This is a genomic window from Streptomyces sp. NPDC048825, from assembly GCF_043198355.1.
GTDB classification, from domain to species: Bacteria; Actinomycetota; Actinomycetes; order Streptomycetales; family Streptomycetaceae; genus Streptomyces; species Streptomyces xiangluensis.
This window is the reverse complement of sequence record NZ_JBICUR010000011.1, coordinates 296,083-322,672: the sequence shown is the minus strand read 5'-3', so window position 1 is coordinate 322,672 and position 26,590 is coordinate 296,083. Positions and strand designations below refer to the sequence as shown.

21 protein-coding genes and 1 tRNA gene are annotated in these 26,590 nt (G+C 67.1%); 12 read left to right on the top strand and 10 right to left on the bottom strand.

The features are described from left to right. Positions 1-669, top strand: coding sequence for a response regulator (locus tag ACGFNK_RS26765; protein WP_393419877.1), 669 nt, complete (start codon positions 1-3; stop codon positions 667-669). Between the two features lie 179 nt (positions 670-848). After that, entirely contained in the window at positions 849-1,598 is a 750-nt protein-coding gene (locus ACGFNK_RS26760; protein ID WP_393419875.1) for a DUF4097 family beta strand repeat-containing protein, read from the top strand. A 97-nt stretch (positions 1,599-1,695) separates the two neighbouring features. Here the strand turns inward: ACGFNK_RS26760 and ACGFNK_RS26755 are convergent, their stop codons facing one another. The 5 genes from ACGFNK_RS26755 to ACGFNK_RS26735 are packed head-to-tail and all read right to left on the bottom strand — an operon-like array spanning position 1,696 to position 8,748. Then, entirely contained in the window at positions 1,696-3,225 is a 1,530-nt protein-coding gene (locus tag ACGFNK_RS26755; RefSeq protein WP_393419873.1) for an aldehyde dehydrogenase family protein, read from the bottom strand. Between the two features lie 38 nt (positions 3,226-3,263). Further along, entirely contained in the window at positions 3,264-3,551 is a 288-nt protein-coding gene (locus ACGFNK_RS26750; RefSeq protein ID WP_393419871.1) for an acyl carrier protein, read from the bottom strand. Positions 3,552-3,608: 57 nt separating this feature from the next. After that, on the bottom strand, positions 3,609-5,306 hold the full coding sequence (locus tag ACGFNK_RS26745) for an acyl-CoA dehydrogenase (RefSeq protein WP_393419869.1): 1,698 nt from the start codon (positions 5,304-5,306) through the stop codon (positions 3,609-3,611). Beyond that, positions 5,303-6,988 (bottom strand): acyl-CoA dehydrogenase family protein, encoded by a 1,686-nt coding sequence (locus ACGFNK_RS26740; RefSeq protein WP_393419868.1) that lies wholly within the window; start codon positions 6,986-6,988, stop codon positions 5,303-5,305. The genes ACGFNK_RS26745 and ACGFNK_RS26740 overlap by 4 nt, the downstream gene beginning before the upstream one ends. After that, a complete protein-coding gene (locus tag ACGFNK_RS26735; RefSeq protein ID WP_393419866.1) occupies positions 6,985-8,748 on the bottom strand; it encodes a fatty acyl-AMP ligase in 1,764 nt (587 codons plus the stop codon). Before ACGFNK_RS26735 ends, ACGFNK_RS26740 begins: the two co-directional genes overlap by 4 nt. 565 nt (positions 8,749-9,313) lie before the next feature. Between ACGFNK_RS26735 and ACGFNK_RS26730 the strand changes: the two genes are divergently transcribed. Continuing rightward, positions 9,314-9,856: a DUF1707 domain-containing protein gene (locus tag ACGFNK_RS26730; RefSeq protein ID WP_393419864.1), complete on the top strand. Its 543-nt coding sequence runs from the start codon at positions 9,314-9,316 to the stop codon at positions 9,854-9,856. A 315-nt stretch (positions 9,857-10,171) separates the two neighbouring features. Here ACGFNK_RS26730 and ACGFNK_RS26725 read toward each other — a convergent pair whose 3' ends face one another. The 3 genes from ACGFNK_RS26725 to ACGFNK_RS26715 all read right to left on the bottom strand — a co-directional run bounded on the left by ACGFNK_RS26725 (position 10,172) and on the right by ACGFNK_RS26715 (position 13,390). Beyond that, a complete protein-coding gene (locus ACGFNK_RS26725; protein WP_393419862.1) occupies positions 10,172-10,537 on the bottom strand; it encodes a TM2 domain-containing protein in 366 nt (121 codons plus the stop codon). Between the two features lie 496 nt (positions 10,538-11,033). After that, entirely contained in the window at positions 11,034-12,056 is a 1,023-nt protein-coding gene (locus tag ACGFNK_RS26720) for a hemolysin family protein (RefSeq protein WP_393419860.1), read from the bottom strand. Next, on the bottom strand, positions 12,053-13,390 hold the full coding sequence (locus ACGFNK_RS26715) for a hemolysin family protein (protein WP_393419858.1): 1,338 nt from the start codon (positions 13,388-13,390) through the stop codon (positions 12,053-12,055). The genes ACGFNK_RS26720 and ACGFNK_RS26715 overlap by 4 nt, the downstream gene beginning before the upstream one ends. A 1,275-nt stretch (positions 13,391-14,665) precedes the next feature. Here ACGFNK_RS26715 and ACGFNK_RS26710 point away from each other — a divergent pair. Then, on the top strand, positions 14,666-15,118 hold the full coding sequence (locus ACGFNK_RS26710) for a hypothetical protein (protein WP_393419856.1): 453 nt from the start codon (positions 14,666-14,668) through the stop codon (positions 15,116-15,118). A gap of 251 nt (positions 15,119-15,369) precedes the next feature. On the opposite strand, the gene ACGFNK_RS26705 is transcribed toward ACGFNK_RS26710, so the two are convergent. Continuing rightward, positions 15,370-15,666 (bottom strand): multiprotein-bridging factor 1 family protein, encoded by a 297-nt coding sequence (locus ACGFNK_RS26705; RefSeq protein WP_393419854.1) that lies wholly within the window; start codon positions 15,664-15,666, stop codon positions 15,370-15,372. A gap of 191 nt (positions 15,667-15,857) precedes the next feature. Between ACGFNK_RS26705 and ACGFNK_RS26700 the strand changes: the two genes are divergently transcribed. Beyond that, positions 15,858-16,703 carry a hypothetical protein gene (locus ACGFNK_RS26700; RefSeq protein ID WP_393419852.1) on the top strand — a complete coding sequence of 282 codons (846 nt, stop codon included), beginning with the start codon at positions 15,858-15,860 and terminating at the stop codon, positions 16,701-16,703. Positions 16,704-16,749: 46 nt separating this feature from the next. Next, positions 16,750-17,712: a hypothetical protein gene (locus tag ACGFNK_RS26695; protein ID WP_393419850.1), complete on the top strand. Its 963-nt coding sequence runs from the start codon at positions 16,750-16,752 to the stop codon at positions 17,710-17,712. Between the two features lie 100 nt (positions 17,713-17,812). On the opposite strand, the gene ACGFNK_RS26690 is transcribed toward ACGFNK_RS26695, so the two are convergent. Beyond that, positions 17,813-17,896 (bottom strand) — tRNA-Leu (locus ACGFNK_RS26690). Between the two features lie 490 nt (positions 17,897-18,386). On the opposite strand from ACGFNK_RS26690, the gene ACGFNK_RS26685 reads away from it, so the two are divergent. The 6 genes from ACGFNK_RS26685 (at position 18,387) to pknB (ending at position 26,573) form a co-directional block, all read left to right on the top strand. Further along, positions 18,387-19,244, top strand: coding sequence for an FhaA domain-containing protein (locus tag ACGFNK_RS26685; RefSeq protein ID WP_393419848.1), 858 nt, complete (start codon positions 18,387-18,389; stop codon positions 19,242-19,244). Positions 19,245-19,254: 10 nt separating this feature from the next. Next, positions 19,255-19,773 (top strand): FHA domain-containing protein, encoded by a 519-nt coding sequence (locus tag ACGFNK_RS26680; protein ID WP_344394504.1) that lies wholly within the window; start codon positions 19,255-19,257, stop codon positions 19,771-19,773. 120 nt (positions 19,774-19,893) lie between these two features. Then, on the top strand, positions 19,894-21,435 hold the full coding sequence (locus tag ACGFNK_RS26675) for a Stp1/IreP family PP2C-type Ser/Thr phosphatase (protein WP_393419846.1): 1,542 nt from the start codon (positions 19,894-19,896) through the stop codon (positions 21,433-21,435). 32 nt (positions 21,436-21,467) lie between these two features. Then, positions 21,468-22,904, top strand: coding sequence for an FtsW/RodA/SpoVE family cell cycle protein (locus ACGFNK_RS26670; RefSeq protein ID WP_393419844.1), 1,437 nt, complete (start codon positions 21,468-21,470; stop codon positions 22,902-22,904). Continuing rightward, positions 22,901-24,370 (top strand): peptidoglycan D,D-transpeptidase FtsI family protein, encoded by a 1,470-nt coding sequence (locus ACGFNK_RS26665; protein WP_393419843.1) that lies wholly within the window; start codon positions 22,901-22,903, stop codon positions 24,368-24,370. The genes ACGFNK_RS26670 and ACGFNK_RS26665 overlap by 4 nt, the downstream gene beginning before the upstream one ends. A 172-nt stretch (positions 24,371-24,542) precedes the next feature. After that, positions 24,543-26,573 (top strand): Stk1 family PASTA domain-containing Ser/Thr kinase, encoded by a 2,031-nt coding sequence (pknB, locus tag ACGFNK_RS26660; RefSeq protein WP_393419841.1) that lies wholly within the window; start codon positions 24,543-24,545, stop codon positions 26,571-26,573. Positions 26,574-26,590: the final 17 nt, after the last annotated feature.

Genomic DNA, 26,590 nt, shown 5'->3' with positions numbered 1-26,590 from the left:
ATGTTGCGCGTCGTCATCGCGGAGGACTCCGTCCTGCTGCGCACCGGTCTCGCCAAACTCCTCATGGACGAGGACATCGACGTCGTCGGACAGGCCGGGGACGCCGATGAGCTGCTCGCGCTGGTCGCCGACGTCGATCCGGACCTGTGCGTGGTGGATGTCCGCATGCCACCCACCCACACGGACGAAGGGCTGCGCGCCGCGCTGACGATCCGAGCCTCGGACCCCGACCGGCCCATCCTCGTCCTGTCCCAGTACGTGGAGGCCCGGTACGCCTCCAAGCTCCTCGCGCACGGAAGCGCGGGCATCGGCTATCTACTCAAAGACCGCGTGGCCGACGTGGACGAATTCGTGGCCACCCTGCACCGAGTCGCCGGCGGCAGCACAGCACTGGATTCCGAAGTGGTCAGCCAGATCTTCGCGAGTCACCAGAAGGACGACAGCGGCCTGGGGGCACTCACCCCGCGCGAACAGGAAGTGCTCGCCCTCATGGCCGAAGGGCTCAGCAACAGCGGCCTCGCGAGCCGACTGTTCATCACCGAGCGCTCCGTCGAGAAGCATATCCGCGCCATCTTCACCAAGCTCGATCTCCTTCCTGATGATGAGGGGAACCGTCGCGTGCGAGCTGTCTTGCAGTACCTCGACTCCCTGGCCAACCCCCACGCGTGAGCCTCCTGCGCTCGTCTCTTCGGGTCAGGGTTGGCGCAGCCATATCGTCGCCTGCCGTCCCTCTCCCTTCACCGACCTGCGACCCACGGAAACCGGAGCCAGAGATGTACGACACCATTGACTCGACCCGCTCGGGCCCTCGTCCATCAAGCCGCCCCAGGCGCTCTGTGCTGCGGCGCGTGATCCGCATCCTCGCGATTCTGACTGGCGTCTCGCTGGTCGGCGGAGCCGCGTGGTACTTGCTGATGTTCCTGGTCACCGACACCGAGTCGGGCTCCGCCGCGATCAGCAAGTCGGTACGGAACGTGGAGCTCGCCATCGACAGCGGCGACATCCAGGTCGACGTGGTCGGGCGAGGAGAGAAGCCGGAGTTACACAAGAAGCTGACCAGGTCGCTGCGCTCGCCCGACGAGACGATCAAGCAGGAAGGAGACACCCTGCACGTGACCACCCGCTGTGGTGAGGGCATGGGCAAATGCGCGTCGGACTACCGTCTGACCGTGCCGGTCGGCACCGGTATCAAGGTGGAGACGAGGATGGGCGACGTGTCCGTGCAAGGCGTACGGGCCTCGGTGGAGGGCCGTACCCAGATGGGCAGTGTCAGCTTGGAGCACATCACCGGCAACCGCGTCGTCGCCGCCAGCAAGACCGGCGCCATCACGCTCAAGGACGTCACATTCGACACCGCTGAGGCCACGACCAAGCTCGGTGACGTCCTGGTCGAGGACATCGAAGCGTTCAAGAAACTGACGGCTGTCTCCAAGACAGGCGACGTAGACCTACATCTCCCCGAGGACGCGGGCCCGTTCGCCGTGAACGCCGAGACCAAGATCGGCGACCGGAAGGTGACGGTGGACCAGGACTCCTCCTCCGGCACGAACGTGAATGCCAGGACCAAGATCGGTGACGTGACGGTGCGCGCGAACTGACCGTGGCCACCGTCGTCTTTCCGTCCTCCCTCCGCGCGACGGGGCGGCCGGAGCCCGAAAGGGCTCCGGCCGCCCCGTCGCGGTTTCAGTACGTCGGTCAGGAAAGCTGGAAGCCGAAGTCCGCGTCGATGTCACGGACGTCCATCTGAGCGCGCTGCAAGGTACCGGCGTAGTCCCAGTTCAACGATTGCCACGACGTGAACTGGTCGAGGACCCAGATGCCCGACTGCCGACTTCCATTTCCCGAAAGGCCGTTGCCGCCGAATGGCAGGTGCGCCTCTGCACCCACTGTCGAGTTGTTCACGCTGACCATGCCTGCCGTGCACCGCTCGCGGAAGGAGAAAGCCGTACGCGCCGAACCGGTGTAGACCGCGGCCGAGAGCCCGTATCCGTGTCCGTTGGCGAGCGCGACGGCCTCATCGAACGTGTCGTACTGCATGACCGACACGAGCGGCCCGAAGGTCTCGGTCCGGTACAGCTCGTCGTCCTGTCGCACTCCGGCCACGATGACCGGGTGCGCATACACTCCGGCGTCCGGGTCGCCCACAAAGCCCTTGCGGGGGCTGCCCGTCGTGATCCGGCCTGTGGCACTGGACCCGAAGAGCGTGTGATGTGGTCGCACGAGCTGCAGTGAAGCCAGGAAATCCTCCAGGTACCGCTCGCCGATGAGGGGTCCGTAAAAAACGTCGTCCTGGCGCGGATCACCGATCACAAGGTCCTCGACGGCCGCGCTGAATCGGGTGAGGAACTCATCATGCACATCGCGATGCGCGATCACCGCGCCCAGCGAGGTGCAGCGCTGGCCGGCAGTGGCGAACCCGCTGAACGCCGCGCCCTGGACGGCAAGTTCGAGGTCGGCGTCCTCCGCGACGACGAGTGGGTTCTTGCCACCCAGCTCCAGGCACGGGGACTGAAGGTGTCGCCCGGCCAGCTCGCTCACCCTGCGACCAGCAGCGGTCGACCCCGTGAAGCCGATCTTCTGGACGAGGCCCTCCGCCAGTGCCCGCTCAAGCCCCTCGTATGTGGCATCGCCATCGGCGTGCACGAGGCGCAGCACGTCCTCGGGCACCCCGCCGGCGCGGAAGAGCCCGAGCAGTGCCTCCGCGACGGCGACCGCGGTTTCCGAGGGCTTCCACACCACGGTGTTGCCGCAGAGCAGGGCCGGTACGAGGTACCAGGCAGGCACCGCGGCCGGAAAGTTCGCCGCCGTGATCACCGCGGCGGTACCCAGCGGTTTGCGATAGGTGAACAGTTGCTTGTCCGGCATTTCGCTGGGCACGGTCTGCCCGTACAGCCGACGCCCCTCGCCCAGGAAGAAGTCGCAAGTGTCGATGACCTCCTGCACCTCTCCCAGGGACTCCCCGAACGGCTTGCCTATTTCCCGGGTGATCAGCTCGGCCAGCGCCTCCTTGTTGGAGGCCACGAGCCGCCCCACGTTCTGCACCACCCGACCGCGCAGCGGCGCAGGCCACTCTGCCCACGCCGGCTGCGCCTCGTGAGCAGACCGGGCTGCTCCCACCAGCCCGTCCGCGTCGTCCAGTTCCTGCTCCGCGACAACGTCGGCCAGGTCAGCGGGGTTGCGCGACACGGTCAGTCGCTTGCCTGCCACATTCTTCAGCTCAGCCATATTGGGCAGTCCTCTCCTTGAGGCGTGAAAGATCGTTGTCAGGCTGTCGCTGTCTGCTGCCGTTCTCTCTCCGTCAGCAGGTACTTGGCGAGCTGCGCGACCGTCGGGTGGTCCCATACCGCAGTCGGGTTCACCTGGATCCCGAGCCGGTCCTCGACGTCTGCTGTGAAGGCCACTACCGCGATGGAGTCGAGTCCGTACTCCCCGAGTTGCTGGCCGGGATCGACCGGTTCGTCCAGATCGGGCACGTACTCACCGACGCACTCGACGAGCCAGTTCTCCAGTTCTTCGAGAGACATGGAGCCGAGCTTGTCCATCTTGTCCATCTGATTACTCCTCAAGAGCTGAAAAACAGTGCATTGTCCCGAGCGGAATTGTTCTGTTCACCGGTATCGGCGTGCGGACACCCCGAAGCTCGCTGTGCGGTCATGGCGGTCCAGCAGTTCCTCGAGGAGCGCCCCCTCCACCTCGGCCGGCACGTCCTCGGGCTGTCCGACGGCACGGCCTGTGAGTCGGGTCAGTGCGGCGACCAGCCACTCGGGCCGGGCGAGGAAGCCGCCAGGTGTCGCGTGCTGCCAGGTTCCGACACTCGCGGCGGCGGCGAGCACCGAGGCGTATCCGGCCGCGAGGTCACGTACCTCGACCGAGGCGGCGATCGACAGGTCCCGCGGCCTGAGTCCCGCGCAGGCTTCAGCGAGCATTTCCAGACGCCTCGCGTGGGCATCGACCACGGGACGCAGCGGCGCCGGGAGGTCATCGTCGAGTGCGGCGCCGAGAGTCCCGGCCAGCCCGTCCTGTCTGCCCACGGCGATCCGAAGCCCTGCCAGATCGAGTGGTGGCAGTTCGCTGTCCGTAGCGAACAGCGCAGCGGGGGCCGGTGCGGCGTCCCGCCACGCGCGGCGGGCGAGTACGGGGAGCTGCGGCAGCATCGCGGACAGACAGGCCGCGCGCGCGATGTGCCCGAAGGCGACCGGCTTGATGTCCCGGGTCATCTTCTGGAACACCGCGTGCTCTCCGTCGCGGCGGTAGAACTCGGCTCCCATCACGAGTGAGAGCTGTTCGACTGCGTCGAGCAGAACCCCGGCCAGGAGGTACTTCACGGCGGGGGCGTACACGCTGCCGAGCTCCGGCAGCACGTGCAGGGACCGGGCAGCCGCTGCTGCGAATGCCTCGCACAGCAGCAGGTCGGCGAACGCGTTGGCCAGGGTCGTGCGCACCATGGGGATGTCCGCGACTCCCCGGCCGTAGAGCCGACGCCTGAGCACGTGGTGCAGCGTGACGCGCAGTGCGGTGTCCAACATCGCGGTGCTCATCGCCGGCAGTGCGATGCGGGTCAGTTGGAAGGCGCGTGCAATCGTCTCCATGCCGGTACCACGGGCGCCGAGCAGTGCGGCCGCATCCACGGGACAGTCGTCCACGGTGATCCCGCCCAGACGCACGCCGCGCATGCCGACCGAACGGAATCGCGGGAGGAACCGGGTCCGCTCCGGGTCAAGGCTCGACACCGGCACGAACAGCTGCGAGTTGGAGCGCGGACCACCGGCGGGGTCGGTGCGGGCCAGGAACACCACGGCGTCGGCCCGGTCCAGGTTGGTGATCGACTCCTTGCGGCCGTTCAGCAGGAGCCTGCCGTCTGCGGGGGTGGCCGCGAACTCGACGGAGCCGATGTCATTGCCGTGCGCAAGCTCATGAAATGCGCACGAGATCTTGTTGCCGCCCAGCAGCAGGTCGGCTGCGTAGCGGCGTTGCTCGGGGGAGCCTGCGGTCCACACGTTGACCGCGCCGAGCAGTGAACTGGAGCAGTGGCCCAGCCCCAGGCTCGGATCGCGCCGGTAGACCGAGCGCATCAACTCGACCAGGTGATCCACTCGTTCGAGCCGGCCACCCAGACTGCTGGGCACGAACTCGGCGAGGATCCCGAAACCGTCCAGAGCAGCCCTGCCGCCCTCCGGGGTCTCCTCATGCTCGTCTGCGGCCACGATGGCTGCGAACCCCGCCGAGTTGGCCGGATCCCAGGGATCTCCCAGTCGCTCTTCCAACGCCTCCATACGCGTACCGGCGTCGGTCCGGATGTCGCTCATACGGGCACCACCGTCGATCTGTGCAGCAGCGAGATGTGGGCACCCTCGTCGCTCAGCAGGTGGTCACAGAGTTCGTCGAAGACACTGTTGGCCTCCGGAGTCCGCAATCCGAGGCCGTTCAGGACGAGAGCGAGACAGCCGCGCAGCCACGTCCCTTCACGCCACATGCCACGGTCGTGGTACTGCGGGTTCGCGATCCACAGCGCGATCGCCGCGGCGCCTGCAAAGCACCACTCGTAGCGCTCCGCGAGCCGCATCGTGTGGGTGTCGGGAGGTCCGGCGGTCGGACGGAGTCGGGTGATGCGCTCCGTCAACTCGTTGTAAGCGTCGAGTAGTTCGGCGGCCAGGTGGTCGGCGCCGCCGGGTGGATCGGCCGCGAGCCGGGCCACGAGGTCGCCCAGGCTGCTCAGTATCGAATCGTCACGTGCCATCACGCCGAGTCGGAGCGGGTCAAGGGGAGCGAGGTCCGCCTCATCCGACAACCACTCGCTCACCGGGCGGCGGGCCGTCGACACCAGGCGGCGGCCGGGACGGAGCAGCGGGAGGCTCGATGCGAGCGCGCTGCGGTTCACCCACGTACTGCCGTCGAAGATGGAGACAATCTGGTGGTCCCGCTCGACTTTCGCGAAGCCGCCGTAGCCCTCCACCTCTGTCAAGAAGCTTCGGGCACCGAGCAGTTCGGCAACGAGACGGAGCTGGCCCTGGACCAGAGTCGGTGCGAACGCCTTGGTGACCGCGGAGACGACGCTCAACTCCTCGGGTATCTCGTGGACCGCCCGCGCGGCCGTGTACGAGACCACCTCGGCGAGCAGCAGGCGGGCCACAGCCTGGCCGGCGGTGACGCGCGCGTGCGGCAGCTCCGCCAGAGCCCGCCCGTGCAGTCGGCGCTCGAGGAGGAAACTCCGGGCCAGTCCCAAGGCATGGTCTCCGGCCCCGAGAGAGAGGGCGACGCACGCGATCCGGGTCAACTGCAGTGCTTTGAGGACGAGTTCCAGCCCACCGCCGACAGCTCCGACGAGCGCGTGACCAGGAACATCAGCGTCGCGGAACTCCACCCCACTGATGTCGGCGCCCCGAATGCCGTGCGTCGGCATCTTCCGCAAGGACCGAACGGCTCCGGGCGCAGTGGCCGACTTGTCGACCAGGAAGACGCTGAATCCACGCGGCCCGCCCTTGGGATCGGTGCGCGCCAGAACTGTGACGAACCGCCCGCGAGACGCGTTGTTCACAGGCCACTTGCGACCGGACAGACGCCATCCCGATCCCTGCCGCGTCGCCGTCAAGCCCCCGGCGAGCAGGTCGCTGCCCCCTCCCGGCTCGGTGAGTCCCCAGGCCACGGCCTCGCCCGCCATGATGTGCCTGGCGAGACGGACGGCTGTGTCGCTGTCTCCCGAAGCCCACACCGAGGCGGCGCCGAGGAAGGTCTTGCCGTGCGCCACCGCGACGGTCAGGTCTCGCGACGCGACGGTTCGGAGTAGCGCATGCATCTCGTCGAGACGTGCCAGCCGACCTCCGTACGAGGTGGGGACGTAGTAACTCGGCAGGCCACACTGGTCGAGTGCCGCGCACGCCTCGGCCGGAAACACCTCGGCCTCGTCATGCGCGTTCAGCAGGACCGGATCAAAAGGACCGCCCGAAAGCGACCAGTCATCGACTGCTGCGGCGAGCTCGGATGTTCTCACCTCGGCTCCCCCGTTCCGGACGCAGCCAGCTCGGCCCGCGGCACGTAGCCGTCCGCCCACAGCGGCTGCAACTCACCCTGGACGTACAGCGATCGCATCACGGACCGTTGCACCTTGCCGCTTGTGGTGCGTCGTACTCCGCCGCGCCGCAGGATCAGCACGGCATCGGCATGCAGGCCGAATTCACGAGCCACTGTGGTCCGCATCTGAGCAGCGAGTTGGGACAGTTCCTGCTCGGGGGCCTGACGGCGCACCTCATGGATCACCACGAGGCGTCCGTCGTCACCTTGGTCAGTGGGCACCGACACGACCGAGCCGACGACGTCCCGCAGCGGCTGATGGTGTTGACGTAGTTCGTCTTCTATGTCGTGGGGATAGATGTTCCGGCCCCGGATGATCATCATTTCCTTGATGCGGCCGGTTACGTACAGTTCGCCCCCGATGAGCACGCCGAGGTCTCCGGTGCGCAAGAAGCCTTCCTCGCCGCCGAGTAGTTGGCCGAACGTCGCTTGGGTCGACACGTCGTTGCGCCAGTAGCCCTGCACGACGGACTGCCCGCGCAGCCATATCTCCCCGACCCTGCCGGGCGGAAGTTCCTCAAGGGTCTGCGGATCAACGATCCGGACATCAAGGTCCAGTGGTTCACCGCAGCTGACAAGGGCCCGGCCGGTGCCGTCGCCCGCCGGCTCCACGCGGTCCTGCTCCAGCGCCTCAGGATCACAGTGCAGGACCACGGGAGAACGCCTTGGGGTGGCAGAGACGAGCAGTGTCGCTTCCGCCATGCCAAAGCACGGCGCGAAGGTCTCAGGCCTGAATCCGGCCGACGCGAACCGGGCGGCGAAGTCGTCGAGCACGCGCGCGCTGATCGGTTCCGAGCCACTGACGGCGTACTTCCAACCCGACAGGTCGACTCCACGGGCATCGTCCTCGGACACCTTGCTGAGACAGAGGTCATAGGCGAAGTTCGGGGCGGCAGAGAGAGCTATGTTGAAGTTCTCGATCAGCTGGAGCCAGGCTCTGGGCCGACGTAGGAAGGCCGCAGGGCTCATCAGGGCAGTGCCGCATCCGGCCAACAGGGGCGACAGGATCAGCCCGATCAGGCCCATGTCGTGGTAGTTCGGCAGCCAGCCGCCGAATCTCTCCCCCTCCTCCAGCGGGAAGGCCGCCGCTGTCGTCGCCGCGTTCGCCAGCAGGTTCCCGTGGGTGACCACGCTGCCCTTGGGGTCGGTCGTGGAGCCGGAGGTGTACTGCAGGACTGCCACGGTCTCCTGGTCGGCCTCGTAGACCCTCACGTCGTCGGCACGGCGTGCGGGATCGATCCGTAAGGAGAGCACCGGCATGGTGAAGCCCTGCTGCTCAGCCCAGTCGACCACCTCCTCACGCTCCTCGAGCGTGGTCAGCACACAGCCGACCGCAGCATCGTGGGCGATGCCGAGCACCCTTCGCTGATCCTGCTGGTAGCGACCGGGCATTGAGGAAGGCACAGCGATCATGCCGGCGTAGATGCAGCCGAGGACGGACGCGACGAACTCAGCCGAAGTCGGCTGGAGCAACAGCACGCGCGAGCCGGCCGGGCACACCTGAAGCAGCTCCTGAGCGAACACACGGGCGGCCTGGTCCAGTTGGGCGTAGCTGAGCCACTGGGCGGATGCAGGGTCCGAGGGGTCTCTGACGATCGCGACTGCGGGCCGGTCCCCACGTTCGCGTGCGTGCAGTGCGAAGATCTCGGACACACTTCTCGCGCCGAGGAGATCCACCATTCTTCGTTACTCCTGTGTCGAAGGGGGCCGGGGACTTTGTCGGCCGGGCAAGGAGTCCCACTGGTCGGCGGGACGGCCTCCAGGGAGCCGACCGGGCCGCTGGGCCAACGCCGTTCACGGAAGTCAAGGGGGATGAGAGGAGAGAGCTACCCCACGGAGAGAGGTGTCTCGATCTCCGGCTCGGAGCTCCGCCCTCGGCCTTCCGGACACCGAGGTGCGCTCCCTGCCGCGCACGTCGGCCATTCCAGCTCCCCCCGCAAGTTGTCACAGAACTTGACAGCAATCCGCCGCGTGCGGCACAACCCTAGGCGGATCTCTTGTCAAATCTCAAGCAAAATCTGACAGACCATCTGTCAACATGCTTTGATCTGCAGTCACTACGGGATCGCGCCCATGTCTGGCCTCGCACCCCGACGGAGGCGCAGGTGCGTACGTGGCACCTCGCACGCCGACTGGCTTAGGCGATGGGTCGGAGCACGGGGGCGTCCAAGTGCGAGGGCTGGTCAGCCTGTTGGGGCCAAGAAGCGCTGGACGGATGTGACACGACCGACGCTATGGTTGTCGCATGTCCTCTGTGCCAGAGAACTTACCGCCGCGGATTTCCGAAGTTGATCGTGACGCGGCCGTTGAGCGTCTCCAAGACGCATTCGCCGAGGGGCACATCCCCTCCGAGGAGATGGACGCACGGCTCCAGGCCGCGCTTACCGCGACGACGCACGGCGAACTGACGTCGGCCCTGGTATCACTCCCTGACAGAGATGCCGGCCCGACCGTCACAGTGAACGCCGTGGGCGGGTTGATCCAGCGACGTGGCGGGTGGCAGGTGCCGCGGCACTTCAAGGTCACCTCCAGGATGGCCAAGGTGTACCTGGACCTGTCACGAGCGGTCATCGAGTACCCCGTGGTCGACATCGAGCTCCATCTGCAGTACGGATGGGCCCGGGTCGTCGTACCGCCAGACGCGACGGTCAACTTCGAGAGCTTGCAAGCCGACTGGAAGCAGCCCGTCTACAAGACTCCGCGCCACAGCGAATCGAACGGACCGCGCATCCATATTTCCGGAACCATGGGCTACGGCCGGTTGAGAATCAAGCACCGGCGCAGCTGACCACGTCGTCACCGACCGTTCTGGAAACCGCCGACGCACCTCTCTCCAAAGAACCACTGAGCGGTGTCAGTCATTGGCCAGCGAAACTCTACGGACGAGCACACGAACATCAGGTCCGTAGTCCAGTCGGAATATCCGTTCCGTGACAGGCATGTCAGAAGGTGACGAACGAGAGCCAGTGTTCCCTGCAAAAGGGCTGTTCAGCCGCATACAGGCTGTAGCACCGAGGACAGAGGAACCCGCCTGTCTGACACAACAGAAGCACGGCAGTTGCGCTCTGCACTTCCGTATCGCCTTGAAACCGAATTCCGGACCTCAGCCGCGGAGGATACGGCCTTCGGCGTCGGTCTTGTCGTTGCTGACGAGCAGCACGATCCCGTCGATCAGTGTCCAGACCCCAAGGCCGCCCAAAGTGACGAGTTGAGCGATGGCCATGCCGGTGTGGCCGGTGTAGAAACGACCGATACCCAGCGGCCCTAGGAAGACCGAGAGCACTCCCGCCACGATCTTTGACTTGCCGGAGTACGGTCGTCCGAACGGGTCATAACCGTAAGGGGCATTGGGCTCTGCGGGGTAACTGGCGGCGTTGCTGGCCAGGCCCGCGCCGGGGTAACCGTAACTGACCTCGGCGGGCTGCTGCGGTTGCTCGCCGTACGGGCTGTTCAATTCCGGGTAGCTCACGCGCAGGAGTCCTCCGAGCGGTGTAGGTGAGTACGAAACGGGATTGATCACACAGAGGGTCAGCATTCAGAGCCGCGTGTCACAACGCCAGCATCTGTTCCAGATTCCTCAGTCGGGGTCGACTGTGTCCAGTAAGGTTCCGGACTTTCATACGAGTCGCGGCCTGCTCCACCGGGGACCGCTCAGTCTGGTGGCGGATCCTTGCCGAAAACCTGCACCGCGTCCTGCTCACCGAACTACACGCAGCCGACGCACTCGGCTGGTCTTGGCGTGCGTGGACGGCTCCCCTGTGCGCGCGAAAAGAGGCGGGCCGCGACCGGTCTTCCGCCAGGTCGACCGGCGCCAGAGGGGGCAGCAAGCACCATCTAATGGTGAGTCACGGGGTCGGTGAAGTCTGAAGCACCACGGCCAACGTCATGTGCATCCCTGCCGAATACGAGCCTGCGTGCGCCGGGCCGTCCTGTGGGTGGGCCCGGCGCACAGGACGGCCCGGCGGTCACGCGGCGGCCGGGGTCGGGCCGACCAGCTCCGTCAGGACGTCCTCCATGGTGACGAAACCGAGCACGGTGCCCGTCTCGCCGGTGACCGCGGCCAGGTGGCTGCCGTCGGCCCGCAGCGCGGTGAGGGTGTCGTCCAGCGGCGTGTCGATGCGGACCTTGGTGACGAGATGCAGAGCGGTGCGCGGGAAGGGCTGGTCCCGGTCGGCGATGCCGAGGGTGTCCTTGATGTGGAGGTAGCCGAGCAGGGCCTTGTCCCGTCCGGTGACGGGGAAGCGGGAGTACCCCGCCCGGGCGGCCGTCCGCTCCAGCTCGGCCGGGGTGATCGCCTGGTCGACGGTGTGCATCTGCTGAGCCGGCACCAGGATCTCACCGACAGGGCGGGTACCCAACTCCAGCGCGTCGCGCAGCCGTTCGCCGTCGGCCGGTGAGAGCAGTCCGGCCTGGCTGGAGTCGAGCACCATGCGAGCGAGCTGATCGTCGGTGAAGACGGCCTCCACCTCGTCCTTCGGCTCGACCCTCAAGAGCTTCAGCAGCACGTTGGCGAAGGCGTTGATGCCGAAGACGAACGGCTTCAGCGCCCGGGTGAGGGCGACCAGCGGCGGGCCGAGCAGAAGCGCGGTGGGGACCGGCGCGGCGAGCGCGATGTTCTTCGGGACCATCTCCCCAATCAACATGTGAAGATACGTCGCCACGGTGAGCGCGATCACGAACGCGACCGGGTGCACAAGGGCATGCGGGATGTGGGCCGCCTCGAAGCCGGGCTCCAGCAGGTGCGCGATGGCGGGCTCGGCCACCGCGCCGAGCACCAGCGAGGAGACGGTGATGCCGAGCTGGGCGGTAGCCATCATCGCGGAGATGTGCTCCAGGCCCCACAGAGTCATGCGGGCGCGCTTGTTGCCTTCCTGGGCACGCGGTTCGATCTGACTGCGGCGCACTGAGATCAGGGCGAACTCCGCGCCGACGAAGAAGGCGTTGGTCAGTAGCGTCAAGGCGCCGATGGCGAGTTGCAGGACGGTCATCGGGCGGCCTCCTGCCGCTCCTGACCGAACACCTCCACCGGCGCCGTGATGCGTACGCGGTCGGCACGGTGGTGGTCGACGTCGAGGACATCGAGGCGCCAGCCGTCCAGGTCGAGCGCGTCGCCCTTGGCCGGGATACGCGCCAGGCGGGTAGCGACCAGGCCGGCCACCGTCTCGTACGGGCCTTCGGGCGCGGCCAGTCCTATCTCGGTCAACTGGTCGATGCGGACGCTGCCGTCCGCCTCCCACGCTGCGCGGCCGTCAGCCGCCTCAGCGGCGGGCAGCAGGGCGGGGATCTCGATCGGATCGTGCTCGTCGCGGACCTCGCCGACGACCTCCTCGACAATGTCCTCGACCGTGGCCACGCCCGCGGTGCCGCCGTACTCGTCGATGACGACGGCCATAGTGCGCGTCGAGCGCATCCGCTCCAGCAGCCGGTCCGCAGGCAGGCTGTCGGGCACCATCAGCGGGGCGGTGGCCAGCTCGGTCACGGGCGTGATGGCCCGCATCTCGGGCGGCAGGGCGAGTACGTCGCGGATGTGGACGGTGCCGACGACCTCGTCCAGGCTGTCGCGGTAGACCGGGAAACGGGACAGCCCCGTCGCGTGGGTGAGGTTGGCGGCGTCGGCGACCGTGGCATGTGCTTCGAGGGCGCGGACGTCGACGCGCGGGGTCATCACATTCTCGGCGGTCAGCTCGCTCAAGTGCAGGGTGCGCACGAACAGCTCGGCGGAGTCCGGATCCAGCGCCCCTTCGGCGGCCGAGTGCTGGGCCAGCGCGACGAGTTCCTCGGGGCCGCGGGCGGAGGCCAGCTCCTCGGCGGGCTCCAGGCCGAAGCGCCGTACGAAGCGGTTCGCGGTGTTGTTGAGGTGCCGGATGAACGGGCCGAACGCGGCTGTGAAGCCGCGCTGCGGTCCCGCGACCACCTTGGCGACGGCCAGCGGACGGGAGATCGCCCAGTTCTTCGGTACCAGCTCGCCGACCACCATCAGGACCACGGTGGACACGACCACGCCCAGCACGGTCGCCACGGACGAAGCCGCGCTGCCCAGACCGGCCGCCTCCAGAGGCCCTCGGAGGAGCGCGGCGAGCGACGGTTCGGCGAGCATGCCGATCACCAGCGAGGTGACCGTGATGCCCAGCTGGGCGCCGGACAGCTGGAAGGTAAGCCGACGGACCGCCTTCAACGCGCCGTCCGCGCCCCGCTCACCCGCCTCCGCGGCCCGCTCAAGGTCACCGCGCTCGACGGTGGTCAACGAGAACTCGGCCGCCACGAACAGCGCGCATGCCAGCGTGAGCAGCAGGGCCAGCAGAAGCAGCAGGATCTCGGTCACCGTGCCACCCCCGCTTCCTCACGTGTATGTCTCGGGCGGGTCGTGGCACGGCTGGTACTGGGAGGCTCACCCATTGCGGGACGTCGCTCCTCGTCGGCTCGGAGGGTCGAGCAGACCCTCGGGGGTCGGGAGGGCGGACACCCTCTGGGATCATCGTAAAAGACGGGCAAAGCGGCCTGGTCAAGTCATGCAGCGCTGCCAACCCCCGGACCAGGCAGCGCAACCTCAACAGGCCGTCGTCTTGGAGCGCCTTCATTGAGCCTCTGAGTGCAACACACAGGACTCGGGAGGCGCAGGTCCTGCACCAGGTTTGTCTCCCTTGCCGGCTGTCCCTGTGCGTGTTCTGGCGCTGCCGGACAGGATCCTCTCGCCACGGGGTACTTGCTGAGGACTTGGTGGTCCCACCCGGCACTCGTCCCTGTGTGGCTGAGCCTGGCCGTTCCTGAGGCGCCCCTGGCTACTGCCCCCGTTCATACAGACAGGGACGGCCGTCAAAATCGTCGCCATCCGCTCCCGCCTTCCTTACACAGCCCTGTCTCGGTCATCCGCCACCAGCTGCGTACCGAGGGCCGCCTCTGCCCCGAGGCATACCCCCCTTGCCCAGGGATCGCTGAGACACCAGGGCCAGAAGGGCAAGCACTACGGAAGAACGGCGTGCCTTAGGCCACCGCGTTTATGCCGAGCTGACCAGCTCCGTCGCCACCCTGGAGCTCTGTTCCCTTGCCGGTCAACCCATGCGTACTGCAAGGCTCCTGCAGGCCTCCACGCCGCACGCAGGCCCTGCTCTGACGAACCGCCCCTACCTGTCCCAGGTGCCGGCCCACATCCCCGGGCCTTGGGACCAGCTATCCATCGCCAAGACAAGTTGCAGGGGGACTTCTCCCGACCTTTCCCTACTGCCTGTCGGAGCAGTTGCCCGCGCCATGGTGCTCAGGACACATTGCCCGCGACAGGGGTTGTCTCTCCATGCCCCACGAAACGAAACAGGGGTTTCCGGGCCGGGGAACAGAGAACTACAAACGAAGACAGCCTCTCCCTTCCGAAAATTACCTCTGCACCACAGGGGCTGAAATGTCAGTCGGATAAAGCAGTCCTGTCTTTCTAGCGAGACAGCGAAACGTTCCTCTCCCTCAGACAGGCCCTGGATACCAAATCGGGAATTTTCGACACTGTTCGTGCAGGTAACCCGACAGGTAATTGACCTTGTCGCTACTTCGAGTGAAGCACCCCTTGCGAGCGGGGTAACTTATGCACTCTCATAGGTAGGGTTCTGCAATGATCGAAAACCTTCCATGGGAAGAAGTAGCCGGCAATCCCGACAAGTACATTCAGCTCTTGGAGGAGAAGGATGTCGAACTTCAGCGCGAGTCGTTCAAGGTCCGCCAGGAGCTTCGCCTCGTACGTCAGGTAAAGAAGCAGATGCAGATCGCGGACGAGTGGCGGTCATCAGGCATCCCTGACCAGCGGCAGCCCCACACAGACTCCGAAAAAGCCGAGACGACGACAGCAGCCAGCGGCTTGCAGGCCGTGCCCCGCAAGACCCGCATCTTGCGACTCATGGCCCAAGATCCTCTGCGGCAGTGGAAAGCGCTGGAAGTAGCCAACGCCCTCAACGAAGCAGACAAGATCAAGAGCGTTCGAGTGGCAGCGGATGAGCCGGCAAAAGCCGGATCTCTGATCAAGCTGCCGAATGCCTTTTACCAGTACGCACCGACTCAGCAGCCTTAAACCAAAGAAGGCCGCCACCAAGGAGTCCAGTCCAAGGTGACGGCCAATGGCGACGAACCCACCTAGAACCTTCCACAGTGCCGGATCAGTTCGTCACGTTGCATTTTACGAGCGGCCGAGGGCCGCCGGTAGCGCACGACGAAATATGGTCCTGCCCTTCGCCCGAAGGGATGACCGCCCCCATGTTCGGCTTCGAACAGCCATTCCGTGCCCCACGTCCGCATACCGGCGGCTCCGTACAGCGGCCCGTTTCACACATTCCGGCCGGGCCAGAGATCGCAGTCCAGCGCCTTTTCCAGGTTGGCAATGGTCAGCAGGTCGGGCCACGCCTCACCGGCCAGCGCCTTCGCGATCGTGTAGCGGGCGACGCCACTCTCGCGCGACAGCTCAGCGACAGACCAGCCCCGCTGGTCGAGCGCAGCCTTGAGCCGAGCAGCCATGGCCTGGGCGACCCGCGCCCCGTGGTGCTCCTCCATGACGGCCTCAGGCCACGCACCGCCGGCGCAGTACGCGCGCGGCGGCAGTCGGCGGGCATCTCCTTGGGGCATGAAGTGAAGTCTGACCCATCCGGTCCTCCCCGGTCGCGCGCGGCTGCTGCCACGGATAGATGTTATTCGAATAGCACCCCTCCTCCTGCCGGGGTGTTGGTGTGGCGGCATGTGATGGTCAGCGCATTGATTCCTATCGCCCGTCCGGCTCCCCCGCGGGGTGGAGCCGCGTCGGCGATGAAGTGCGCCGCGTGATCCGGCTCGCCGACCCGCTGCTGCCCCACAAGGCGCGTGAACTGCTCACTGCACTCGCCCAGTTGGCGCTCTTCTGCGACGGCGAGGGCCTGCCCGGGAAAGCCGAGGTGTGGCTCTCCCGAGAGGCGATCGAGCGGTTCATCGCTGTCGGCTGCCCCCACGTGCGCGAAAGCACCCGGGGCAACTACCGGTCCAGGCTCCTACGACTGCACGAGATCGTGCTGGGTGGCGTATGCCGGACCGGGAAACCCGCCAAGCTGTCGGCCTCTGTTCCCAACAGCCCCTACAGCCGGACTGAACTCGCGGATCTGTGGGGGTGGGCCAGCGGGCAGCCCACCGAAGAGCTTCGCTGGGGATGCAAGACCCTCATGGCGCTCGGTCTCGGCGTCGGCCTCGATTCACCGGAGGTCATCCCGCTGCGCGTGCATGACGTCCGAAGAACCTCCAACGGTGGCGGTCCAGTCGTCGTGGCCACTCGCGGAGCCCGGAAAAGAGACATCCTGTGCCGCCGTCCTTGGGAGGGCGTCCTGGCATCGGCTGCCGACCGTCTCGACACCACGGGCACCGCCCAGTACCTGTTCCGCCCGAACTGCTTCAGCCGCGGCACCAACACCGTCACGAACTTCCTGGACCGCACCAAGCCCAGCTCGGAGGTGCCCCGCCTGGTTATGGGCCGCCTCAGGTCGACCTGGCTGGTCGAACTCTTCGAGGAGCGGCTGCCCATCACCGTCATCGTGGCAGCCGCCGGAGTCGACACCCTCCACGGCCTCTCCCGCATCCTGCCGTTCCTGAGCGCGGTCCCCGCCGACGAAGCGGCCCGCCTGCTGCGAGGCGGCCAGTGACGACCCTCCACAGGCTGCCCAGCGACCGCCACGAGGCCTGATCTCCATGCGCGCGGAGCGACGACACATCGCCGACAACGACGTCGAAGTGGCCGTCGACGAGGTGGACAAGAGCGAACTCGTCCCGCTCCTCGAGGAATTCGTCCACCTCCCGCGCGGCCGACACCGCACACTGCATCTGAGAAGCCTCCTGATCGGCCTGCATCTGTGCACGCAGGACACCGGCGGCAAGATCGTGCTGGAGCGCGTCACCGACATCCTGTACTTCCGCATCAGCCCGCGACTGCGCTCGCTGCTCGGCATTCCCGAGTACGAAGACCACGACCGGGGCTTCGAGGCGGCCTACGCCGTCGTCCGGCGTCTCTTCCACGCGATGAAGGACGCGATGAACCCGTCCCCGCTGCCGCCCAACGGGCACCTCTCCCGTGAGGAAGCCCACGACCTGACCGCAGCGGCGGACATCGACGACCTGGCCGAGCGCGAGCGGCGTCTGGCCCTGTTCACCGAGTTCGTGCTGGACGCCTCCGTGCGGCCCCTCCACAACCTGCTGACCGAACTGGCAGAGGTCTCCCTGGGTGTGGACGGCACCCCCATCCGCACGTTCCCTGGACTACGGCAGTCCGGAATGGCAGAAGATCTACTTCCGGCTCCGCAACAGCGTCGAGGGCTACAACGGCTACGCCAAGAACCCTCTGGCCGAAGGCATCGAGTCCGCGGGCTCCCGCCGCATCCGCGGCATCGCAGACCAAACGATCCTGCTCACCTTCCAGCTGGCCCACGCGAACCGCCGCAAGATCAAGAAGTGGCTGGACACGCTTTCGCTCGGCGCCGAGCGCCCCCGCCGACGCACCCACCACCGTCGTCAGACAAAAGAACCGAGGAGCTGGACCCCGACCGGCCACCTGGCGCCAGCGGCATAGATCAATCCGCTCCCGGCCGCTGCAGCACCACGAAGACAGGCCCCACCCGTGAGATAGCTCACGCGCCGGGGGCCTGTTGGGTGCCTTGACCAGGCTGTGTGATGCCCCACAACGATCATGGAAACGAGAAACGGGCCCCTGCGATGACTTCCGTCACCTGCAGAGACCCGTTCCGTCGGTTTCTCTCTGTGCGCGAGGGGGGAGTTGAACCCCCACGCCCTTGCGGGCACTGGAACCTGAATCCAGCGCGTCTGCCTATTCCGCCACCCGCGCATTGGGTGTGTCGTCCGTCTCTCACCGATGGGTGGGAGCGCCTGGCGACATGCAGAAGATTAGCACGCTGCCAAGGGTGGATTCACATCCCTTTCCGGGGGCAGCAACGAGGCAGGGACGAGGCGGCAGACCCCGGCATCACCTGCGCACCCGCCCCTCACAGCGCCTTGTGCCCCACCACACCCACCCCGTCCGTATCGGCCAGAACCTGTTCACGTATCAACCTCGTACCGGTCCCGGCCATCTCCCCAGGAGGGGGGCAGGGTCCACAGTCGGGTGCGGGACACTGTGGTGAAACCGCCTCTACGATCCTTCCCATGGGAGTGCCCAGGGAGAGTTCGAAGAGGAACTCTGAAGGGAACTTCGGGAGGGGACTTCAGTGGACGTCGACATCCGTCGACGGTGCCGACAGGGGGAACCAGCCGATTTCCCGGCGCGTGGATACGATCAGTAAGCAGTACCAGGACAGCGACGAAGGAGGAGGTGCCCCATGGGAGTCCTGAAGAAGTTCGAGCAGCGTCTCGAAGGTCTGGTCAACGGCACCTTCGCCAAGGTGTTCAAGTCCGAGGTCCAGCCCGTCGAGATCGCGGGAGCGCTGCAGCGCGAGTGCGACAACAACGCGACGATCTGGAACCGTGAGCGGACCGTCGTCCCCAACGACTTCATCGTGGAGCTGAGTACGCCGGACTTCGAGCGTCTCAGCCCCTACTCCGGCCAGCTCGGCGACGAGCTCGCCGGCATGGTGCGCGACTACGCGAAGCAGCAGCGCTACACCTTCATGGGCCCCATCAAGGTCCATCTGGAGAAGGCGGACGACCTCGACACCGGTCTGTACCGGGTACGCAGCCGTACGCTCGCCTCCTCCGCCAGCCAGCAGGCTCCGGAGCGCGCTCCGACGGGAGGCCCGGCCGCCCGCCCCGGGGGCTACGGCTACCCGCCGCCCGCCGCCGCTCAGCCGGCGGGCGCTCCCCCCATGCCGTCCGCGCCACCGCCCGGCGGCCGTCCCGGCCCCGCGTCGCCGATGGCCCAGGGCCGCGCCGCGGCGCCCGGCCCGCTGCCCGGTGCGCGCGTACGGCACTGGATCGAGATCAACGGCACCCGCCATCAGATCTCCCGCCCGACGCTGGTGCTGGGTCGCAGCACCGACGCCGACGTGCGGATCGACGACCCCGGCGTCTCGCGCCGGCACTGTGAGATCCGGACCGGAACGCCCTCGACGATCCAGGATCTCGGGTCCACCAACGGCATCGTGGTGGACGGGCAGCACACCACCCGCGCTACGCTCCGCGACGGCTCGCGGATCGTCGTGGGCAGCACCACCATCATTTACCGGCAAGCCGAAGGGTGAAGCGGGGGCAATGTCAGAGCTGACCCTCACGGTCATGCGGCTGGGTTTCCTGGCCGTACTGTGGCTGTTCGTGATCGTGGCCGTGCAGGTCATCCGCAGCGATCTGTTCGGAACGCGTGTCACACAGCGCGGCTCGCGCCGGGAGAGCGGACGGCCGCAAGCGGCCGCCCGGCAGCAGGCCGCGCCTCCGCAGCAGCGCCAGCAGGCGAGCGGCGGCGGCCGTCAACGCCGTGGCGCGCCCACCAAGCTCGTCGTCTCCGAGGGCATCCTCACGGGTACGACGGTCGCGCTGCAGGGGCAGACCATCACGCTGGGGCGTGCGCACGACTCCACAATCGTCCTGGATGACGACTACGCCTCCAGCAGGCATGCCAGGATCTACCCGGACCGTGACGGCCAGTGGATCGTGGAGGACCTCGGGTCCACCAACGGCACGTATCTCGACCGGACCCGGCTGACGACCCCCACGCCGGTTCCGCTGGGCGCGCCGATCCGCATCGGCAAGACCGTCATCGAGCTGCGGAAGTAGTACGACAATGAGCGAGCGGAGCGAGCACGCAGCGGCGGTCCACTGGGTGGACCCCGGCGCGCTCCCGACCGGAGGGTGGGCACCGTGCGGATGTACCCGGAGCCGACGGGCGAGGTGCGCATGAGTCTGTCACTGCGCTTCGCCGCCGGATCGCACAAAGGCATGATCCGCGAGGGCAATGAGGACTCCGGCTACGCCGGTCCGCGCCTGCTCGCGATCGCCGACGGGATGGGCGGCCAGGCCGCCGGTGAGGTCGCCAGCTCCGAGGTGATCTCCACCATCGTCGCGCTCGACGACGACGTGCCGGGTTCCGACATCCTGACCTCCCTCGGCACGGCCGTACAGCGCGCCAACGACCAGCTTCGGCTGATGGTCGAGGAGGACCCCCAGCTCGAGGGCATGGGCACAACCCTCACGGCACTGCTGTGGACCGGGCAGCGGCTCGGCCTCGTGCATGTCGGCGACTCCCGCGCGTACCTGCTGCGGGACGGCGTGCTGACACAGATCACCCAGGACCACACCTGGGTGCAGCGGCTCGTCGACGAGGGACGCATCACCGAGGATGAGGCCACCACGCACCCGCAGCGCTCGCTGCTGATGCGTGCGCTGGGCAGCGGCGACCATGTCGAGCCGGATCTGTCGATCCGTGAAGTCCGCGCCGGCGACCGGTACTTGATCTGCTCCGACGGTCTGTCGGGGGTGGTCAGCCATCAGACGATGGAAGACACCCTCGCCAGCTACCAAGGCCCGCAGGAGACCGTGCAGCAGCTGATCGAGCTCGCGCTGCGGGGTGGCGGCCCTGACAACATCACGGTGATCGTGGCCGACGTACTCGACATCGACGGCGGGGACACCCTCGCGGGGCAGATGTCCGACACCCCGGTCGTCGTGGGCGCGGTCGCCGAGAACCAGCAGCAGCAGTTGTTGCACGACGACGGCACGATGCAGACGCCCGCGGGCCGCGCCTCCAGCCTCGGCCGCCCCGCGCCTGGAGGAGGCGGCGGCGAGTTCGGCCCGCCCGGCAGCGGCGACACGACGGGGTACGTACCCACGGACGGCTTCGGCGACTACACCGACGACGACTTCGTCAAACCCCGCCGCGGACGCAAGTGGCTGAAGAGATCCCTCTACAGCGTGCTCGCGCTCGCCGTCATCGGCGGCGGCCTGTACGGCGGTTACCGCTGGACACAGACGCAGTACTACGTCGGCACCAAGGGCGAGCACGTCGCGCTGTACCGCGGTATCAGCCAGGACCTGGCCTGGGTTTCGCTGTCGAAGGTGGAGAAGGACCACCCCGAGATCGAACTCAAGTACCTGCCGCCGTATCAGCAGAAGCAGGTCGAGGCCACGATCGCCGAGGGCGGCCTCACCGACGCCAAGTCGAAAATCGAGGACTTGGCGGCGCAGGCGTCGGCTTGCAAAAAAGACGCCGAACGCAGGCAGGCCGAGAGCCGTAATAACTCTCAGACGGGTGAAGGCGAAGCAGGCGGCACCACGGGAACCACAAGGACCTCCGTGGCGTCGAAGGCGACACCGACGCCGACCCAGAACCCGTCGAAGCCACCGTCCGCCGACCCGTCCCCCACCGCACCCACTCCCACACCCGGTCCCAGCCTCTCGGAGGAAGAGCAGAAGCTGGTCTCGCTGTGCGGTAAGCAGTAAGCAACGCACGCTGTGAGAGGCCCCGTTACACGATGAGCAGTACTACGAACCCATCGACGCACCATACGTCCACGATCGGCGCCATCGGCGCGCCCAGCCGGCGCAACACCGAGCTGGCGCTGCTGGTGTTCGCCGTCGTCATCCCGGTGTTCGCCTACGCCAACGTGGGCCTGGCCGTCAACGACCAGGTCCCCTCGGGCCTGCTCGGCTACGGCCTCGGCCTCGGCCTGCTCGCCGCCGTCGGCCACCTCGTCGTACGGAAGTTCGCGCCCTACGCGGACCCGCTGATGCTGCCGGTGGCCACGCTGCTCAACGGACTCGGCCTGGTGCTCATCTGGCGCCTCGACCAGTCACCGCGGCTACAGCAACTCGCCGAGAACGCCTACGGCTCCTTCAGTCCGTCGGCCCCCAAACAGCTGCTGTACTCCGCCATCGGCATCGCGTTGTTCGTGGCGGTCCTCATGCTGCTCAAGGACCACCGCGTCCTGCAGCGCTACACGTACATCTCCATGGTCGCCGCCATCGTGCTGCTGCTCCTGCCCCTCGTTCCCGGCCTCGGCGCCAACGTCTTCGGTGCCAAGATCTGGATCAACGTCGCCGGGTTCTCCATCCAGCCGGGCGAGTTCGCGAAGATCGTCATCGCCGTCTTCTTCTCCGGCTACCTCATGGTGAAACGGGACGCGCTCGCCCTCGCCAGCCGCCGCTTCCTCGGCCTGTACCTGCCGCGCGGCCGCGACCTCGGCCCGATCCTCACCCTCTGGGCCCTCAGCCTGCTCATCCTCATCTTCGAGAACGACCTCGGCTCGTCCCTGCTGTTCTTCGGCATGTTCGTGATCATGCTGTACGTCGCCACCGAGCGGACCAGCTGGATCGTCATCGGCCTGCTGATGTCCGCCGGCGGGGCGGTCGTCGTCTCCACCTTCGCCAGCCAGGTCCAGGTCCGTGTCAACGCCTGGCTCGACCCCTTCGGCTGCTACGCGGACTCCGGGGCCTGCGAACAGATCGGCCAGTCGATCATGGCCTTCGGCTCCGGCGGCGTGCTCGGCACCGGCCTCGGCCAAGGCAACTCCGACCTCATCGGCTTCGCCGCCAACTCGGACTTCATCTTCGCCACCGTCGGCGAGGAGTTGGGCCTGGCCGGAGTCATGGCGTTCCTGCTGCTGTACGCCTTGATCATCGAGCGGGGCATCCGCACCGCGTTGGCCGCCCGTGACCCCTTCGGCAAGCTGTTCGCCACCGGTCTCTCCGGCGCCTTCGCCCTGCAGATCTTCGTCGTCGCAGGCGGCGTCATGGGCCTGATCCCCCTCACCGGCATGACGATGCCGTTCCTCGCTTCGGGCGGTTCCTCCGTGATCGCCAACTGGGCCCTCATCGGCATCCTGCTCCGCATCAGCGACACCGCACGCCGTCCGGCACCGGCCCCCGCCTCCAACCCCGACGCCGAAATGACCCAGGTGGTCCGCCCGTGAACAAGCCCCTGCGCCGCATCGCGATCTTCTGCGGGCTCCTCGTGATGGCCCTGCTCATCCGCGACAACTGGATCCAGTACGTCCAAGCGGACGCGCTGCAGAAACACGAGAACAACCGCCGCGTCTCCATCGAGCGCTACGCCCAGCCGCGCGGCGACATCATCGTCGACGGCAAGCCGATCACCGGCTCCACCGAGACCTCGAGCAGCGACTACAAGTGGAAGCGCACCTACAAGGACGGCGAGATGTGGGCCCCCGTCACGGGCTACGCCTCGCAGGCCTTCGGCGCGACGCAACTGGAGTCCATCGAGGACGGCATCCTCACCGGCAACGACGACCGGCTGTTCTTCCGCCGCACCCTCGACATGATCACCGGCAAGAAGCAGAAGGGCGGCAACGTCGTCACCACCCTCAACGGCGCCGCGCAGAAGGCCGCCTTCGAGGGCCTCGGCGACAAGAAGGGCGCAGTCGCCGCCATCGACCCGTCCACCGGCGCGATCCTGGCGCTCGCCTCCACGCCGTCGTACGACCCGTCGACGTTCGCCGGGAACTCCACCGACACCGACACCAAAGCCTGGACCAAGCTCCAGAAGAAGCAGAACCCCGACGACCCCATGCTGAACCGGGCGCTGCGCGAGACCTACCCGCCCGGCTCCACCTTCAAGGCCGTCACCGCGGCCGCCGCCCTGGAACACGGCCTCGTCACGGACCCCGACGCGAAGACGGACTCGCCGGACCCGTGGACCATGCCGGACACCACCACCGAGCTGCCGAACGAGGGCAACATCCCGTGTAAGGACGCCACACTCCGCGACGCCCTCAAGTACTCCTGCAACACCGTCTTCGGCAAGGTCGGAGCCGACCTCGGCAAGGACAAGATGCTGGAGACCGCCGAGAAGTTCGGCTTCAACAAGCAGCAGTTCGTACCGGTCCGCTCCAGCGCCTCCGTCTTCCCGACCGCCATGGACAGGCCGCAGACCGCGCTCAGCTCCATCGGCCAGTTCGACACCGCCACGACCCCCCTCCAGATGGCCATGGTGGCCTCGGCCATCGCCAACGACGGCACCCTCATGGAGCCGTACATGGTCGACCGGCTGATGGGCCAGAACGTGGACGTCGTCGAGCAGCACGAACCGAAGCAGATGAGCGAGCCGCTCTCCCCGGACAACGCCCAGAAGCTCCAGTCGATGATGGAGACGGTCGTCGAGGACGGCACTGGCTTCCGCGCGCAGATCCCGAACGTCAAGGTCGGCGGCAAGACCGGTACCGCCCAGCACGGCGTCGACAACGAGCTGGCGCCGTACGCCTGGTTCATCTCGTACGCGAAGGGCGAGGACGGCAGCTCGCCGGTCGCCGTCGCCGTCGTCGTCGAGGACAGCCAGGCCGAACGTGAGGACATCTCCGGCGGCGGTCTCGCCGCACCGATCGCGAAGGACGTGATGAAGGCAGTACTCGAAAGCAAGTGACCCCGCTCACGTCCCCTTCACATCGGTGCACGTTGCGATACCGGTCCTGTATCGGGTGACGGTTGTGGCCAGGTCAGTAAAGGCGAGCCGGGTACGGTATGCCCGGACAGCACACCGCCGGACCACACAACTGGGTGCGGTCGGAACCGACGGAGAGGGCTGGTAGGTAGCTATGGAAGAGCCGCGTCGCCTCGGCGGCCGGTACGAGCTGGGCCAGGTGCTCGGCCGTGGTGGCATGGCGGAGGTACATCTCGCCCATGACACACGGCTTGGCCGCACCGTGGCGGTGAAGACGCTGCGCGCGGATCTCGCGCGCGACCCGTCCTTCCAGGCCCGGTTCCGCCGGGAGGCCCAGTCGGCCGCCTCGCTCAACCATCCCGCGATCGTCGCCGTGTACGACACGGGTGAGGACTACATCGAGGGAATCTCCATCCCGTACATCGTGATGGAGTACGTCGACGGGTCCACGCTGCGCGAGCTGCTGCACTCCGGGCGCAAACTGCTGCCCGAGCGCGCCATGGAGATGACCATCGGCATCCTCCAGGCCCTCGAGTACTCACACCGCAACGGCATCGTCCACCGCGACATCAAGCCCGCGAACGTCATGCTGACGCGCAACGGCCAGGTCAAGGTCATGGACTTCGGCATCGCCCGCGCCATGGGCGACTCCGGCATGACGATGACGCAGACCGCCGCGGTCATCGGCACCGCCCAGTACCTCTCACCGGAGCAGGCCAAGGGCGAGCAGGTCGACGCCCGGTCCGACCTGTACTCCACCGGATGTCTGCTCTACGAGCTGCTGACGGTCCGGCCGCCGTTCGTCGGGGACTCCCCGGTCTCCGTCGCGTACCAGCACGTACGCGAAGAGCCGCAGCCGCCGAGCAACTTCGACCCCGAGATCACGCCCGAGATGGACGCCATCGTCCTCAAGGCCCTGGTCAAGGACCCGGACTACCGCTACCAGTCCGCCGACGAGATGCGCGTCGACATCGAGGCCTGCCTCGACGGCCAGCCCGTCGCGGCCACCGCGGCCCTCGGCTCAGTCGGCTACGGCGGCTACCCCGACGACAAGCCGACCACGGCCCTGCGCGCCACCCCAGGCGGCCAGCAGACATCCATGCTCCCCCCCATGAACCCGGACGACGGCGGCTACGGCTACGACGGAGGCGACCGCCGCCGCCCGAAGAAGAGCAACGCCTCTACGATCCTGCTGGTCGTCGCAGGTGTCCTGGTCCTGGTGGGCGCGATCCTCATCGGGAGGTGGGTGTTCAGCGAAACGGGCGGCACAGGCAACGAGTCGTTCCCAGCACCCAACTTCGTCAACCGGACTTTGGCCGACGCCAAAGACATGGCGAAGAACGTCGACCTGAACGTGGCGACGACGGACAAGGCCTGCGAGGACACTCCGAAGGGCAGCGTCTGCGCGCAGAACCCGGAGGCGAAGGCCGACGTCAGCAAGGGCGACACGATCACACTGACGGTGTCGACGGGGGCGCCGAAGGTGGCGGTGCCGGACGTCGAGGGGCTGACCTTCGAAAAGGCCGAGGCCCAGCTCAGGGAGAAAGGCTTCGAGGTCGAAAAGAAGACCGAGGAGTCGGACAGGAATCCGGACGTCGTCCTCTCTCAGGACCCGAAGGGCAGCACCGAGCAGGAGAAGGGTTCGACCATCACCCTGACCGTCGCCAAGGAGCCGGAGCAGGAAACCGTTCCGGACGTCACGGGCAGGACCTGTGACGAGGCCACGGCACAGATGGAGGCCAACGACCTCACCGGCGTCTGCGTCGAGGTGGAGACCGACGACGACAACCTGATCGGCAAGGTCATCTCCACCGACCCCAGCGCCAACTCCCAGGTCGAGCCGAACTCCACGGTGAATATCCAGATCGGCAAGGAGGCCGAGGACGAGGAGAAGGTCCAGGTCCCGAACGTGGTCGGTCAGAACGTGGGGCAGGCCAAGCAGACCCTGGCCCAGGCCGGCTTCACGAACATCCAGTTCCAGGGCGGCAGCGACCAGAGCGACACCGCACTGGTCTCCGACCAGGACCCGGACGCAGGCCAGGAGGTCGACGACCCGGCCGGCACAAAGATCACCCTCACCACCGTCGGCCTCGGCAACGGCGGCAACAACAACGGAGGCGGCGACAACGGAGGCGGCTTCTTCGGCGGCGTCGACGGCGCCTCCGCCCGCACCGAGGAGGAGTGACGGGCACCACCCCCGGG

Excerpts from the sequence above, each read along its gene's own strand:
- ACGFNK_RS26695 (WP_393419850.1), top strand. The coding sequence starts at position 16,750 with ATGCGCGCGGAGCGACGACACATCGCCGACAACGACGTCGAAGTGGCC.
- ACGFNK_RS26745 (WP_393419869.1), bottom strand. The coding sequence starts at position 5,306 with ATGAGCGACATCCGGACCGACGCCGGTACGCGTATGGAGGCGTTGGAA.
- ACGFNK_RS26680 (WP_344394504.1), top strand. The coding sequence starts at position 19,255 with ATGTCAGAGCTGACCCTCACGGTCATGCGGCTGGGTTTCCTGGCCGTA.
- ACGFNK_RS26670 (WP_393419844.1), top strand. The coding sequence starts at position 21,468 with ATGAGCAGTACTACGAACCCATCGACGCACCATACGTCCACGATCGGC.
- ACGFNK_RS26720 (WP_393419860.1), bottom strand. The coding sequence starts at position 12,056 with ATGACCGTCCTGCAACTCGCCATCGGCGCCTTGACGCTACTGACCAAC.
- ACGFNK_RS26705 (WP_393419854.1), bottom strand. The coding sequence starts at position 15,666 with ATGCCCCAAGGAGATGCCCGCCGACTGCCGCCGCGCGCGTACTGCGCC.
- ACGFNK_RS26675 (WP_393419846.1), top strand. The coding sequence starts at position 19,894 with ATGAGTCTGTCACTGCGCTTCGCCGCCGGATCGCACAAAGGCATGATC.
- ACGFNK_RS26755 (WP_393419873.1), bottom strand. The coding sequence starts at position 3,225 with ATGGCTGAGCTGAAGAATGTGGCAGGCAAGCGACTGACCGTGTCGCGC.
- ACGFNK_RS26710 (WP_393419856.1), top strand. The coding sequence starts at position 14,666 with ATGATCGAAAACCTTCCATGGGAAGAAGTAGCCGGCAATCCCGACAAG.
- pknB (WP_393419841.1), top strand. The coding sequence starts at position 24,543 with ATGGAAGAGCCGCGTCGCCTCGGCGGCCGGTACGAGCTGGGCCAGGTG.
- ACGFNK_RS26750 (WP_393419871.1), bottom strand. The coding sequence starts at position 3,551 with ATGGACAAGATGGACAAGCTCGGCTCCATGTCTCTCGAAGAACTGGAG.
- ACGFNK_RS26730 (WP_393419864.1), top strand. The coding sequence starts at position 9,314 with ATGTCCTCTGTGCCAGAGAACTTACCGCCGCGGATTTCCGAAGTTGAT.
- ACGFNK_RS26765 (WP_393419877.1), top strand. The coding sequence starts at position 1 with ATGTTGCGCGTCGTCATCGCGGAGGACTCCGTCCTGCTGCGCACCGGT.
- ACGFNK_RS26685 (WP_393419848.1), top strand. The coding sequence starts at position 18,387 with ATGGGAGTCCTGAAGAAGTTCGAGCAGCGTCTCGAAGGTCTGGTCAAC.
- ACGFNK_RS26735 (WP_393419866.1), bottom strand. The coding sequence starts at position 8,748 with ATGGTGGATCTCCTCGGCGCGAGAAGTGTGTCCGAGATCTTCGCACTG.